Below are 13,536 nucleotides of genomic sequence, written 5' to 3'. Positions count from 1 at the left end.
CATTGCCAAATCGGGGCAGATCGACTGCCCCACCGATGCCCCGTGTTCTCCCCTCGCCCACCCCATTCCCCCTGCCAGGCTTGGATTTTGCTTTCCGCGCCCTGGGGGAATCCAGGCAATGCCGCTCCACGTCTTCGTCGACGAAACCAAGTCCCGCGGTCTACTGATGGCAGCAGCGCGCTGCCAGGCAGGCGAGGTCGCCGTACGGCGCAAGGCGCTCCGCGGATTGCTGCTACCAGGCCAGGAACGCCTGCACTTCCGCCACGAGAGCGCGGAGCGCCGGAAGAAGATCCTCGAGGTGATCGGCGGCTTCCACATCTTGGTCGACATCTACTCGACAGACCGGGACACGCTGCTCAACCGCCGTCGCTGCCTGGAGGCCATCGTGCGCGATACGGCCGGAAGGGCCGAGCTGTTGAGGATCGAGCGCGACGAGTCGATCATGGAGCACGACCGGCTGGCTGTGCTGGGAGCGATCAATCGCTTCAGGTGTTATCAGTTGCGCTTCGAGCTCATGGTCCCGAAAGCCGAGCCACTGCTCTGGATACCTGATGCAGTCGCATGGGCGTGGACGCGTGGCGGTCTCTGGCGGCAATCAGTGTCCGGGTTCAGCCAGCTGAGAGACCTCTGACAGCGCGAGACCCGGCCCACCTACCGTCCGGAAGGCTGCCGGGTCCACTTCGAGGGGACTATCCTGTCCCCAGGCATCGCCAACTATACAGGCGATTTGCCCATCAACCCTGGATTTTCTTGATCTGCCCCAAGGTGCCCCGGGGGTGGCCGGTGGTTAGTAGGCGGTGGGCTGTGGGGGTTAGGGAGTGGTGGGCTGTGCCTGCCGTGCGGTGGGTGGTTAGTAGGCCGGCGTTGCGGAGGACTCGGGCGTGTTCGCTGGCTGAGGCCAGGGAGATGCCTGTGCGGCGGGCCAACTGGGTGGTGGTGGCGCTGGTGGTTAGGGCGCGGAGTACTAGGGCTCGGGTGCGGCCTACGAGGTCGGATAGGGCGTCTACGGCTTGGTCGTCGGCCGGCGGTAGGTCGAGCGTGGGGTAGATGAGGACTGGACGACGGCCGGGGACGTCTAGGGCTAGAGCCTCGGAGGTCAGGGAAGAGGGGTAGAGCTCTAGGCCCCTGCCTTCCAGGTGGATGTCGTAGGTGGGGCCGGGACCTAGGCCGTGGGTGGTGAGGGTGGGGGCGGTCCACTCGATTTCGGGGTGGAGGGTGGTGAGTAGGCCTTCTACTCCGCCTTGGAGGAGGGCTCGGGAGCGTAGGGCCAGGTCGGCGCCGTAGCGGCGTTCCAGTTCTACGCCGGAGGGGACCAGTACGTCGTCGTGGAATTCTCGGACGGCGTTGCCCAGCGCACGGCGCGACTCCGCGGTGCCTGCGAGGAGGCCGCGCATGAAGACGTCGATCTCGGGCGGGAGGTACGGGCCGAGTTGGTCCTGGACGACGTCGGCGGGGGTGTCCATCAGGATTTCCAGGGCAGGCTCCAGGCCGGGCGCCGGGACTTCGGGCGTGAGGAAGTCGGGGAGGCGACCGGTCGGGCTGACCAGTTTGAAGAGTGGGCGCATCGACGGCCGGAGCAGCGGCGCCGCCTCCCGTCGCCAGCGTCGGCCGGCCGGCGGCATCGGTCGCGCGCCGAGGGCTCGTGCGGCGAGAGCGGCCTCCCACAGCGGCTCGGGCTCGGCCGGGAACGTCACCCGGCCCAGGTCAGCCGGAGTGAAGTGAAGCCGCATCATCCCCCGATTGTGCATGTCTATTGGTCTACAGCGACACGACTTCGGCCCTGCCCGAAACCGGTCGAGCCGGGTAGCAGCCGGAGATCAGGCTGGCGGGCATGATTCGTCGACGTACTGCGACCACCGTCCTACTGGCTGCTCCGCTCCTCGCCGCCGGTGTCCAGCCCATTGCCGAGGCTCAGCACGTGCACCACCCGCGCCCTGAGACCTACGTCGTCTCGACCACTCCGGGCGACACCCCGGAAGGCATCGAGGTGACTCGCGACGGCACGATCTACGTCACCAGCGTCGGCACCGGCGCCGTCTACCGCGGCACCGTCCGCGACCCGAAGCTCAGGCCGTTCCTACCGGCCGGCAGCGACGGCCGCACGACCGCCACCGGCGTACACGTCGATCACTGGGGTCGCGTCCTCGTCGCCGGCGCCAGTACGTCGAAGCTCTACATGTACGACGCCCGCGGCCGCCTGCTCGCGATCCGCCCGGCCGCCGAGGGCTCGTTCCTCAACGACTTCACCTTCACCGAGGACGCCGTCTACGTCACCGACTCGGCCCACAACCAGATCTGGCGCGCCTCCCTCACCAAGGACGGCCTCGGCCGCCTCAAGCCCTGGCTGACCCGCGACAAGATCCAGCCGACCCCGTACTTCCTCAACGGCATCGTCACCGACGGCCACCGACTGCTGGTCGGCGAGCAAGGCCAGGACGTCACCTACAGCATCAACCTCCGCACCAAAGCCGTCACCACCCTGGAGATCACCGGTGCCAACGGCATCCTCTCCGGCGACGGCTACCTGCTCGAAGGCCATCGCCTGTACGCCGTCTACAACGCCGGCGGCGGCAAGTACGTCACCAGGCTCGCCCTGCTCAACCGCGACTGGACCAAAGCCCAGGTACTCGCGGATTCGATGCCCGGAGCAACCAATGCGACTCCGACCACGATCGCCCGGGACGGTCATCGCCTGCTCTGGGTGAACAGCCAACTGGACGCGAAGCCCGGCACCCCGCCGTACACGGTGTCCGTAGTCCCCGGACTCAACTAGTCCGGCTCAACTAGAGCGAAGCTAGAGCTCGTCGGCCATCCGGGACAGCACGGCGCCGGCCGACAGCACCAGCGCCCGCTCGTCATCCGACAGGCGGTCGAGCAGCTTGGTGAGGTCATCGACCGCGTGCTGCCCGGCCGCCTTCACCATGTCGTCACCACGCGGGGTCAGTACGACGGCAGTCGCGCGCCCATCCAGCACATCAGGCTGACGTCGCGCCAGCCCAGCCGCCTCGAGCCCAGCGACGGTCGTCGTAGCGGTCGGTTGCGAGCACGGCACCCGCGCCGCGATCTCGCCGATCCGGATCGGTTGCTCGTCCCCGATCAGCCGCAGCGCGATGAACTGCGTCGGATGCAATGCCCTGGTCTCACCGGTCCGGCGCAGATGGCGCACCACCCGGTGCATGCCGACCAGCAACCGCAGCGTCTCTTCCTCCATCGCGACCACCTCCCCCATGTCCGGCATCGTGACACGGGCGCAAGCTCAATCCGAGGCTCTCGGCGGCCAATTGCAGCAACCTGCAAAAGGCCGCTGCTCGTTGGTCTGCCCAACGGAATAGACTCCGGTTGTGGCGACCGGTGACGAAGCAGGGCCGAGTGAGATCGTGGGCATGCCCAGTTGGTTGCTCACGCAGAGTGCGATGCACGCGCAGCGGATCATCGGCGAGACGTTCGCCGCGGGGAACGCCCGCGGGTACCACTACCGGCTGCTCGCGACGCTCGCGGAGTACGGGCCGGCCAGTCAGGCGTCGCTCGGGCGGCGTACCGGGATCGATCGCAGCGACGTGGCGGCCGCGATCAACGAGCTGGCCGAGCTGGGTTACGTCGTACGGTCCCCTGACCCCGCCGACGGCCGGCGCAACATCATCACCTTGACCGCCGCCGGCGAAGTACAGCGTGAACGGCTCGAAACCCTGGTCCGGGCCGCTCAGGACGAGCTGTTCGCCCCGCTCTCCCCCTCAGAGCGGGGCCAGCTCGCGGCCCTGCTGGCCAAGGTCCTCGCTCACCACCAGGGGTTAGCGGACCGGTAGCAGGGCACGAGCGGAGGCCTGAGTACGCCGTACGCGGCGCTCCCGGGCGTGCACCCGTCGACGCGCCGCCCGGGACAAGCGGCGCTTCGGGGTCTCGATCGTGGCTTCACCCTGCTGCGACATCGCGACTCCTCCTTCGTTCGGCACATCAGGTCAGATGCGCAGGACCGCGATCCGGTTCCCCACCGGTCGTCGTGTTTCCGGCCCGTTCGGCGCAGATCGGGGGCGGCTGGGCGAGGCACCAGTACCGCGGGTGGTCCGGCGTTGGTAGAAAGGTGCAGTAGCGCGCAGTTTCGCGCTGAAGACTTGCAGCTCTCAACGAGGAGTCCGCGACGTGACCAGTTCCGAGTCCAACCCGTCCGATGCGCTGTCGAACCTGATGCACGAGGAGCGCCGGTTCGAGCCCCCGGCCGAGCTCGCCGCGAACGCCAACGTCAAGGCGGACGCGTACGCCGCGGCCGAGGAAGATTTCGAGGGCTTCTGGGCCGAGCAGGCCAAGCGGATCAGCTGGGCCGTCGAGCCCACCGAGACGCTCGACTGGAGCAACGCGCCGTTCGCCAAGTGGTACGCCGACGGCAAGCTCAACGCGGCGTACAACTGCGTCGACCGGCACGTCGAGAACGGTCTCGGCGACAAGGTCGCCTACTACTTCGAGGGTGAGCCCGGCGACACCCGGGAGATCACCTACGCCCAGCTCAAGGACGAGGTCAGCAAGGCGGCCAACGCGCTGCTCGAGCTGGAGGTCAAGGCCGGCGACATCGTCGCCATCTACATGCCGATGATCCCCGAGACCGTGGTCGCGATGCTCGCCTGTGCCCGGATCGGCGCCCCACACACGGTGATCTTCGGCGGCTTCTCGTCCGAGGCGCTCAAGGACCGGATCCTGGACTGCGACGCCCGCGTCGTGATCACCGCCGACGGCGGGTACCGGCGGGGTGCCCCGGCGGCGCTGAAGCCGGCCGTCGACGCCGCGCTGGTCGACTGCCCGGACGTCCGCAACGTCCTGGTCGTCAACCGGACCGGCCAGGAGACCGCGATGGTGGCGAACCGCGACCTGCGGTGGGAGGACTTCGTCGGCAAGCAGTCGACCGAGCACACGCCGGAGGCGTTCGACGCCGAGCACCCGCTGTACGTGATGTACACGTCGGGCAGCACGGGCAAGCCGAAGGGCATCCTGCACACGACCGGCGGCTACCTGGTGGGCACGTCGTACACGCAGTGGGCGGTGTTCGACCTCAAGCCGGAGACCGACGTCTACTGGACCGCTGCCGACATCGGCTGGGTCACCGGGCACAGCTACATCGTGTACGGCGCACTGGCGAACGCCACCACGTCCGTGCTCTACGAAGGCACGCCGGACACCCCGCACCAGGGGCGCTGGTGGGAGATCGTCCAGAAGTACAAGGTCTCGATCCTGTACTGCGCGCCGACCGCGATCCGCACGTTCATGAAGTGGGGCAAGCAGGTCCCGGAGAAGTTCGACCTGTCGACGCTGCGCGTGCTTGGCTCCGTGGGCGAGCCGATCAACCCGGAGGCCTACATCTGGTACCGGGAGAACATCGGCGGCAACAAGACTCCGGTCGTCGACACCTGGTGGCAGACCGAGACCGGCATGCACATGATCTCCCCGCTGCCGGGTGTGACGGCGGGCAAGCCGGGTGCCGCGATGAAGGCGATCCCGGGCGTGAGCGTCGATGTGGTCGACGACGCCGGCAAGTCGGTGCCGAACGGCTCCGGTGGCTACCTGATCATCAACAAGCCGTGGCCGGCCATGCTGCGGACCCTGTGGGGCGACGACGAGCGCTTCAAGGACACGTACTGGTCGCGCTGGCCGGGTGTGTACTTCGCCGGTGACGGCGCCAAGAAGGACGAGGACGGCGACATCTGGCTGCTCGGCCGGGTCGACGACGTGATGAACGTGTCCGGCCACCGGCTGTCCACCACCGAGATCGAGTCGGCCCTGGTCTCCCACCCGAAGGTCGCCGAGGCGGCCGTCGTGGGCGCCTCGGACCCGACCACCGGCCAGGCGATCGCGGCCTTCGTCATCCTCCGCTCGGAGGCGGGCGACGGCGGTCCGGACGTGGTCCAGGAACTCCGCAACCACGTCGCCAAGGAGATCGGCCCGATCGCCAAGCCGCGCCAGATCATGGTCGTCGCCGAACTCCCCAAGACCCGCTCCGGCAAGATCATGCGCCGCCTGCTCCGCGACGTCGCCGAGAACCGCGAGGTAGGCGACGTCACCACCCTCGCCGACAGCACGGTCATGGACCTCATCAAGACCAACCTGGACGCCGGCAAGTCCGACGAGGACTGACCCTTCGCAGTAGCAGACACAGCCTGTACGCCGGTGGTTCGGCGTACAGGCTGTTTGTTTGTTCTAGTACCGGATGATGCCTTGGGTGCTGGACTTGTTGCCGTCCCAGTCGCCGATGACGGGGAGGTCGCCGGGGTCGCCGTAGCGGATGGATTGGGTGGTTTCGGTGGGGTCCAGGCCGCTGACTCGGAAGTAGAAGGTGGCGGTGGAGGGGTTGTAGACGGCGGGTTCGTCTCGGCCGTCGCCGTTCCAGTCGCCGATGAGGGGTTTCCAGTACGGGTCGCCGTAGCGGAAGGTGCGGGTGGTGCCGTCCGGTAGGCGGAAGAAGAAGGAGCCGGTGGGTGGGTCGTAGGTGGCTACGTCGTCGGTGCCGTCGCCGTTCCAGTCGCCGGTGAGGGGGACCTGGTACTTCGCGCCGTACGTGATTGTGCTGGTCGCGCCGTCCGCTGCGCGGCGGGTGAAAGTGGCGGTGGAGGGGGTGTAGACGCCGATCTCGTCGGTGCCGTCGCCGTTCCAGTCGCCGGCGAGAGGGCGGTCGCCAACGGCGCCGAAGGGGATGGTGACTTGGCCGACGCCGCCGGCGAAGGAGTTGGTGAGGAAGAACTTGCGTTCCTCGGGGTGGTACACGCCGGGGGTGTCGCCGCCGGCGCCGTCCCAGTCGCCGGACAGCGGGACCATCGGAGTGTTGCCGTAGGCAAACATCGGGATGGTCGCGGTGCCGGAGGTGCGGCTGTTCGAGAGGTACCACTGGTAGGTGCAGATCGCGGTCGGCGCGGCAACGGTTGTGGGTTTCGCCTTGAAAACGGCCGGTACAGCGATGACGGCGGCGGCTACAGCGGTCGCGACGCCGGCGGTCAGGAGCTGGCTGAGGATCTGGGTTCGCATCTCGGTCCCTTAGGCGTCGAGCCGGTAGAGGGCGGCGGCGCCGGGCGCCAGAGTCGTCGCGATCCTGGTGCGATCGGGCTGGGCCGTGTACGCCCTGGTCGCCGGGTCGAAGAGCGAGACCCTGGTGACCGTGGACTGGTTGAGCGTGACCGTCGTCGTCGCGCTCGCACCGTGCTGGCGGTTGGCGACGAGCAGCCAGCGAGTACGCGCGGCGGCGTCCGTCGTACGGAATCGGCCGAGGACGACCGGGCTTCCCGAAGTACCAGACAGGTATGCGTCCGGGGTGAAGCCGGTGGCTCCTGCGGGTGGCGTCTCGTTGGCGTGGACGGCGAGTTCGGAGACGAGCGGTTTGAGTTCGACGCCGGCTTGGCTCAGCCAGGTCGTGTTGACGGTCTTGGCTGCTGAGTAGAGCGGTGTCAGCGTGCCGTCGAGGGTGGTCAGCGCGCGGCCGAATCCCTCACCCCGCGCGGGATCGGGTTGCCAATAGGTGAAGTACTGGATCCCCTTGCAGCCATAGGCAAGGCTCATGTTGATCTGCCAGAGCAGCTCGGCCGCCGTCGGGAAGCGATGGTTGTTGTACTCGACGCTCTGGATGAACGTCCAGGTGGGGATGTTCGCCCGCAACCCCTCCGAGCGGATGATCGCCCAGTTCGCGAAGTACTGCGCGTCCTCACCCGACGCCAGCAACGGATACCGGTCGAACGACAGCATCGGCGGATGCACGGTGTCGACGAACTGCCGCACGAAGCTGCGATAGCCCTCGCCCTCGCCGGGCCACAGGTTCGAGTACGGCGTGAAGTCGGGCGCGACCTCGCGAGCGACCGCGAAAGCCTTGGCCAGGGAGGGAAACCGGTCGGCCGCCGGCTCGTCCCCGAGGCTGAACCCGGCGAACGATCCGAACCGGCGATACCGGTTGAGCGCATCGGTGGCGAGCTTGCGCGCGTCGGCCGTGGTGATCGACATCGGCACCGACCGGTCGTCGCTGATCGTGAACCGCTGGGAGAAGTTCTGTACGTCGGGATCGCTCGACACCAGCACCTTGAGCCCGACCTGGTCCGCGATCGACAGGCTCTGGTTGAGGATCGCGGTGTCGTCGACGTAGTTGCCGGTGATCAGGAAGGTGAAGCCGGCCTCGCGCATCTGCCCGTACCGCTCGATCGTGGTCGCGAACGGATGCGGCGGCCAGAACAACCCGATCGGGAACTCGGCCCCGTCGACCAACGGCAGACTCGTGCACCCAGCACTGACCGCCTGCGGCGAACTGCTCTTCAAAGAGTCATCCGGTGGATCGGCCTGCCGTCCGCCGGTCAGTCGTCGCGCGAACGGCACCGGCGCGGCGGCGATCGCCCCGATCACCGCGCCACGCAGTACGGCACGCCTGGCCAGGCCTTCGGCCCCCAGCGGGCTCTGCTCAGGAATCTTCATGGTCACCAGAACAACCCAGCCGATCGCACGCTGCAATCGCTGATGCTGAACGGCGGGCGACCAGTTCCGGACACCCCAGGAACACATCCCCATGGCATGATCGGCCCGGTGACCGCCCTGATCGCCATCATCCACGCAGGCCTGGCCGCCGCCTGGGTCGGCGGCATGGCCTACTCGCTGTTCGTCGTCCAGCCGAAGCTGAAGAAGTACTTCGGCCCCCGCGAGGACGACCGCGAGCACCTCACCGCGGTCATTGCCTCAGGCAACCGTTACAAGGTACTCGCGCTGATCGCAGTGATCGCCCTGACCGGCGTCGCCCTCCTCCTGCTGGACCACCACCACTGGTGGATCCACGCCCTCAAAGCCGTCCTGCTACTGGTCGCCACCGGCATCTTCTACTACGTCTCCTGGCACCACTGGCCCCGGCGGATCTTCGCCACCACCACCGAACGCCCGGCCCTGCAACGCCAGTTGATCGTCTTGGCAACTGTCATGCTCGCCCTGGCCGGCACGGCGTTCGCACTCGGCGTCGCCGCACTTTATTTCTGACGAATCCGTTGTAACGGAAAACGAACTCCATCACGAATCGATCACTTGGAGTAATCCGGGGCCCCGGCCCTCGACGGCGTGCCGAATCCGTGCGTAGCATCCGGCGGGTGGGGGAACACAGGGGTGGAAAAAACCGAATTACCGTGACGATTTCTCTGATCGCGACGCTGGCATTTACAGCGGCCTGCGGCTCAGAACAAGGGAGCAATTCCGCGGCACCGGCGCCGACCGTGACCATTTACGCGACGCCGACGCCGGCCGCGGAGACGACAACGCCGGAACCGACCGAGACACCGCTCGAAACGCCGACCGACGTGCCACCGACAGACAGTTCCGGTGAACCGACCGAGAGCGAGGCGACACCACTGGTGCTGCCGACCGAGGTGGCCGGCCAGCCATTGACGCTGAGCAACATCTTCAAATATCCGGACGGCTGGCGCGACGGGCGTTACGACATCGCCGACCGCAAACAGGTGGCCGGGATCGGCGGATTGGTCGACACCTGCGGTGATTACAACGCACAGACCCTCGAACTACGGTTGGCCAACAACTTCAGCAGGCTGAAGCTCGAATTCGCGGAAAGCAATTCCTCGGACGATTCCGACCAGACCCTGGTGGTCCGGATCGACGCGAACGGCCGCTACCAGGACCTACGCAGCGCGAAGCTCAACCAGATCGCGGCATTCGACCTGCCGGTGGCCAAGGTCAACGCGCTGAAGATCATCGTCTACCTGAAGCCGGACACAGGCTGCGGCACGGGCAGCGTGGAGGCCGTCCTGACGAAGATGGTTCTGACTTGACCAACGGCACACCCCGGCGAGGGGCCGCGGTGTTCAGGCATCTCGACAAGTTCATCGAGAACCGGGTGCTGAAGGCCGCTGTCGCGCTCGCCGAGGTGGCCGGGCTGGTGACGCTGGTGGTCACCGGCGTCAGCGCGGCCGTCCACTGGGTGGCCGGCGACGAGCCGCCGGGGCAGTCGAGCAGCTCCTCGACCACTCCGGTGTCCACACCGACTCCAACCGAGACCTCGCCAGGTACGCCGCGGCTTTCGACGCCGACTGCTGCCGGTACGACTCCCGCCGACGGCCCGAGGTGCTGGACCGTCGCACGGGTCGTCATCGACTGCCGGGAAACGCATCGCTACGAAGAGATCCCGACGACCGCTGCCTGCGACCAGGCCGCGGTCGTCGGGTACCTCGGCGGCCTCGCCACGCTCGACGTCCTGGTCGCGCATGCGGCCGCAGTACCAGGGGGAGGTTGCTCTGTGGACCCTGGGCGCGACCTGAGCGGATCTGCCAAGGACGTCCTCCGCTCAGGGACAGCAGCAGCCTGGCGACGCTGTTACGACGGAGCAGTCCACAAGAACGTCGCCTGCTCGGTGCCGCACACAGGCGAGTACCTGGCGACCGGAAGCCTGCGTCGGGCCAGCGACGACGAGTGCCAGCTCGCGGCGCTGGCCTACCTCGACCAGACCCCGGGCAACCTGAGCGATGACCTCGTCGTCCGGCCGCTCGACATCAAGACCGGTACGCCGGATTCGGCCCGCTGCAGCATCGATGCTCGCGGGAATCACCAGTTGACCGGGTCGGTCCGGAATCTCGGCCCGCGACCGGTCCCACTGGCCAGCTGACCCGCAACAGCCCCGAAGTGGTCTAAACGAGCTCAGGTGGCGCGGTAGGCGACGGTGATGTCGTAGCGGTCGGAGCGGTAGACGGAGCGGCCGAACTCGATCACCTCGCCGGAGGCGGTGCGGGGTGCCGAGGTGATGATCAGACAGGGAACCGTGGCGTCGATGCCCAGGATCTCGGAGTCCGCCGGATCCGGTGGTGCCGCAACGATCGAGGCGGAGACCATGCCGAGGGTGACGCCCCAGCGGCTCGACAGCGAGTCGTAGAGCGAGACCTCGCCGAGGTCCAGCTCCTCCAGGCCCGGATACCTCCGCAGGGACAGGGCCGTCCGCTCGATCGCCATCGGCTCGCCGTCGGCGGTACGCAGGCGGACCAGGTGCAGTACCGGAGTACCGACTGGCTCTTGCAGCTCGGCCGCCAGCGCCTCGTCCGCGGTACCGACCCTGTGCTCGAGGACCTTGGCGCCGGGTGTGATGCCGCGGGCACGCATGTCCTGGCTGAAGGACGAGGCGAGCATCCGTGCCGGGCGCGGCTCGGTGACGAACGTGCCACCGCCGGGCCGGCGGGACGCCAGGCCTTCGGCAACGACCCGGTCCACCTCCTGGCGCACTGTCATCCGCGCTACCCCGAACCGCTCGGCCAGCACGCGCTCCGAGGGCAGCACCGTGCCCGCGCTCAGGCTACGGGTGAGGGTCTCCAGGATCTCGCGGATCTGGTCACCCTTCGGCCGGTCGGTGCGGAGCTCGGTCGGGAGTTCCGCGAGGTCACCGGGGTTGTTCCTTGGGCGGGCCATGAGGTCAGTATCCCTGGGAATGTGAGCGGCAAACCGGTTGCCGAAGGTGGCGAGCCACGACGTGCTCCTGAAAGTTTTCTACTAGACCACTAACTACGCCCGACATTACTGTCCGGCACCCCAGGTCGCCAGTAATCATATTCGCAGGCAATGGATCGGTTTGGCGACAACCGGCCGCGCGGAGTGTGACGGCGGTTAGAGTGAGGGATGGCGGTCCGCCGCCTGGTGTGCCGGGAAGTCTGGTCGGCAATGGTCCGATGACGCCCGAACAGAGGGGGGCCGCCCGTGCGGCTGCTGCAGAAACGACGAGCCTTCCCGCGGATCCTCGGGTCCGAGCGCGCCTTCCTGGCCGACACGTTGCGCGCCGAAACGACCGGCGGCCTGGTGCTCGTCGCGGCGGCGGTGATCGCCCTCGTCTGGGCGAACTCACCCTGGCAGGACGGCTACCACCACCTGCGCGACGCGCAGCTCGGTCCGTTGACGGTCGAGCAGTGGGCCACCGACGGCGCGCTGACGTTGTTCTTCTACCTGGCCGGCGTCGAGCTCAAGCGCGAGCTCGTGGTCGGCACGCTGTCGCGGATCAGCGAGGCCGTCGTGCCGGTGGTCGCGGCGTTCTGCGGGATGGCGGCGCCGGCCATCATCTACGCGGCGATCAACCTGACCGTTGCCGACGGCAAGCCACACGGCTGGGCGGTGCCGACCGCGACGGACATCGCGTTCGCGCTGGCCGTGCTCGCGATCGTCGGCCGGTCGTTGCCGAGCGCACTGCGGGCCTTCCTGCTCACCCTCGCCGTGGTCGACGACTTCGGCGCGATCCTGGTGATCGCCGCCTTCTTCTCGCACGGGATCAATCTGCTCTACCTGCTCGCGGCGCTCGTCCTGATCGCGGCGTTCTACTTCCTCCAACGCCGGCGAGTCCGTACGCCGTTGCTGTACGTGCCGGTCGTCCTGGCTGCCTGGTGGTTCATGCACGAGTCGGGGATCCACGCCACGATCGCGGGCGTCGCGCTCGGCCTGGTGACGCGCGTCCTGCCCGACGCCGACGAGGAGCGGTCCCCGGCCGAGCGGCTTGAGCACCGGCTACGGCCGTGGTCGGCGGGCGTCGCCGTACCGGTGTTCGCGCTGTTCGCCGCTGGCGTCACGCTCAGCGGGAACGCGTTGCGCGCGATGCTGACCGACCCTGTCGCGATCGGCGTGGTGGCCGGGCTGATGGCCGGCAAGATCATCGGCGTCTTCGGCGGCTCCTGGCTGACCGCGCGCTTCACCCGGGCCGAGCTGAACTCCGACCTGGCCTGGCGTGACGTCGGCGCCGTCTCCGTACTGGCCGGGATCGGCTTCACCGTCGCGCTGCTGATCGCCCAGCTCGCCTTCGGCGACGACCTGGCCCAGATCGAACGCGCCAAGGCCGCAGTTCTGGTCGCCTCGCTACTGTCGGCGCTGATCGCCGCCGCACTGCTGTTCCGCCGCAACCGCGCGTACGCCGAGGAATAGCCCGGGGGTACCAGCTAGTGTCGTGTCAGTGTCTCGTGACCGATGTAGCTTGAACGATAGCGGTGTCCAGGTGCGTGCATCGTGGTGCTTGAGCAGTGGCCTCGATGCGGAGCATCGTGGGCGCTGGGCAAGTGCCGCGAGGTGCGTGCCTGGGCGCCGATAGCGTCAAGCTACATCGGTCACGAGACACTCCGGACCCAGTTGGAAGGAGCGCCATGTCGATGGGGCAGACCGAGGATGAGCCCACTGTCGGGCAGCTCGTCGCCAATGCCAGCAAGGATCTGTCCAGCCTGGTGCGCAGCGAGCTCGAGCTCGCCAAGACCGAGCTGAAGTCGACCGCGGTCAAGGCCGGCACCGGCGCGGGCCTGTTCGGCGCCGCCGGCTTCCTGGCGCTGCTGGCGATCATCCTGCTGTCCATCGCCGCGGCGTACGGGGTGAACGCGCTCGGCCTGCATCCGGCGCTGGCCTTCCTGATCGTTGCCGTGCTCTACCTGTTGATCGCGGCCGCCCTGGTCCTGGTCGGCAAGCGGCTGCTCGGCAAGGCGAAGGGCCCGCAGCGCGCGATCGAGACCTCGAAGGAGTCCGTCGAGGCCCTCAAGTCGATCGGCAAGGGCGACTAGTGCGGCCGGCCCGATCAGGCGCCGTCCC

The 13,536-nt window shown here is 67.9% G+C and carries 14 protein-coding genes; 9 read left to right on the top strand and 5 right to left on the bottom strand.

Annotation, left to right across the window (positions count from 1 at the left end):
- Positions 1-631, top strand: a 631-nt coding sequence (locus ABD116_RS10550) for a hypothetical protein (protein ID WP_343967488.1), incomplete at its 5' end; no start/stop codon positions are given.
- Positions 632-734: 103 nt separating this feature from the next.
- Here ABD116_RS10550 and ABD116_RS10545 read toward each other — a convergent pair.
- Entirely contained in the window at positions 735-1,733 is a 999-nt protein-coding gene (locus ABD116_RS10545) for a winged helix-turn-helix domain-containing protein (protein WP_343967486.1), read from the bottom strand.
- Positions 1,734-1,831: 98 nt separating this feature from the next.
- Between ABD116_RS10545 and ABD116_RS10540 the strand changes: the two genes are divergently transcribed.
- Positions 1,832-2,773, top strand: coding sequence for an NHL repeat-containing protein (locus tag ABD116_RS10540; protein ID WP_343967484.1), 942 nt, complete (start codon positions 1,832-1,834; stop codon positions 2,771-2,773).
- Between the two features lie 21 nt (positions 2,774-2,794).
- Here ABD116_RS10540 and ABD116_RS10535 read toward each other — a convergent pair whose 3' ends face one another.
- Positions 2,795-3,229: a MarR family winged helix-turn-helix transcriptional regulator gene (locus ABD116_RS10535; protein WP_343967482.1), complete on the bottom strand. Its 435-nt coding sequence runs from the start codon at positions 3,227-3,229 to the stop codon at positions 2,795-2,797.
- 112 nt (positions 3,230-3,341) lie between these two features.
- Here ABD116_RS10535 and ABD116_RS10530 point away from each other — a divergent pair, with 112 nt between their 5' ends.
- Both ABD116_RS10530 and acs read left to right on the top strand, forming a co-directional pair.
- On the top strand, positions 3,342-3,803 hold the full coding sequence (locus tag ABD116_RS10530) for a MarR family winged helix-turn-helix transcriptional regulator (protein WP_343967480.1): 462 nt from the start codon (positions 3,342-3,344) through the stop codon (positions 3,801-3,803).
- Positions 3,804-4,182: 379 nt separating this feature from the next.
- A complete protein-coding gene (acs, locus tag ABD116_RS10525; protein WP_343967690.1) occupies positions 4,183-6,117 on the top strand; it encodes an acetate--CoA ligase in 1,935 nt (644 codons plus the stop codon).
- A gap of 63 nt (positions 6,118-6,180) precedes the next feature.
- On the opposite strand, the gene ABD116_RS10520 is transcribed toward acs, so the two are convergent.
- Together ABD116_RS10520 and ABD116_RS10515 are read right to left on the bottom strand one after the other, a co-directional pair.
- Complete coding sequence (locus tag ABD116_RS10520; protein ID WP_343967478.1) at positions 6,181-7,002, bottom strand: FG-GAP repeat domain-containing protein; 822 nt, start codon at positions 7,000-7,002, stop codon at positions 6,181-6,183.
- 9 nt (positions 7,003-7,011) lie between these two features.
- Positions 7,012-8,427: a hypothetical protein gene (locus tag ABD116_RS10515; protein ID WP_343967476.1), complete on the bottom strand. Its 1,416-nt coding sequence runs from the start codon at positions 8,425-8,427 to the stop codon at positions 7,012-7,014.
- Between the two features lie 108 nt (positions 8,428-8,535).
- On the opposite strand from ABD116_RS10515, the gene ABD116_RS10510 reads away from it, so the two are divergent.
- From ABD116_RS10510 to ABD116_RS10500, 3 genes are all read left to right on the top strand, one after another.
- Positions 8,536-8,976 carry a hypothetical protein gene (locus ABD116_RS10510; RefSeq protein WP_343967474.1) on the top strand — a complete coding sequence of 147 codons (441 nt, stop codon included), beginning with the start codon at positions 8,536-8,538 and terminating at the stop codon, positions 8,974-8,976.
- Positions 8,977-9,119: 143 nt separating this feature from the next.
- A complete protein-coding gene (locus ABD116_RS10505) occupies positions 9,120-9,776 on the top strand; it encodes a hypothetical protein (protein ID WP_343967472.1) in 657 nt (218 codons plus the stop codon).
- A gap of 29 nt (positions 9,777-9,805) precedes the next feature.
- A complete protein-coding gene (locus ABD116_RS10500; RefSeq protein ID WP_343967471.1) occupies positions 9,806-10,606 on the top strand; it encodes a hypothetical protein in 801 nt (266 codons plus the stop codon).
- A 32-nt stretch (positions 10,607-10,638) separates the two neighbouring features.
- On the opposite strand, the gene ABD116_RS10495 is transcribed toward ABD116_RS10500, so the two are convergent.
- Positions 10,639-11,397, bottom strand: a complete 759-nt coding sequence (locus ABD116_RS10495) for a GntR family transcriptional regulator (RefSeq protein WP_343967468.1) — start codon at positions 11,395-11,397, stop codon at positions 10,639-10,641.
- A gap of 285 nt (positions 11,398-11,682) precedes the next feature.
- Between ABD116_RS10495 and nhaA the strand changes: the two genes are divergently transcribed.
- Both nhaA and ABD116_RS10485 read left to right on the top strand, forming a co-directional pair.
- A complete protein-coding gene (gene nhaA / locus ABD116_RS10490; RefSeq protein WP_343967466.1) occupies positions 11,683-12,888 on the top strand; it encodes a Na+/H+ antiporter NhaA in 1,206 nt (401 codons plus the stop codon).
- A gap of 221 nt (positions 12,889-13,109) precedes the next feature.
- On the top strand, positions 13,110-13,508 hold the full coding sequence (locus ABD116_RS10485; protein ID WP_343967465.1) for a phage holin family protein: 399 nt from the start codon (positions 13,110-13,112) through the stop codon (positions 13,506-13,508).
- The last annotated feature ends 28 nt before the right edge of the window (positions 13,509-13,536 follow it).

The sequence above is a fragment of the Kribbella koreensis genome, from assembly GCF_039525325.1.
GTDB classification, from domain to species: domain Bacteria; phylum Actinomycetota; class Actinomycetes; order Propionibacteriales; family Kribbellaceae; genus Kribbella; species Kribbella koreensis.
This window is presented reverse-complemented; position numbering and strand designations above follow the sequence as displayed.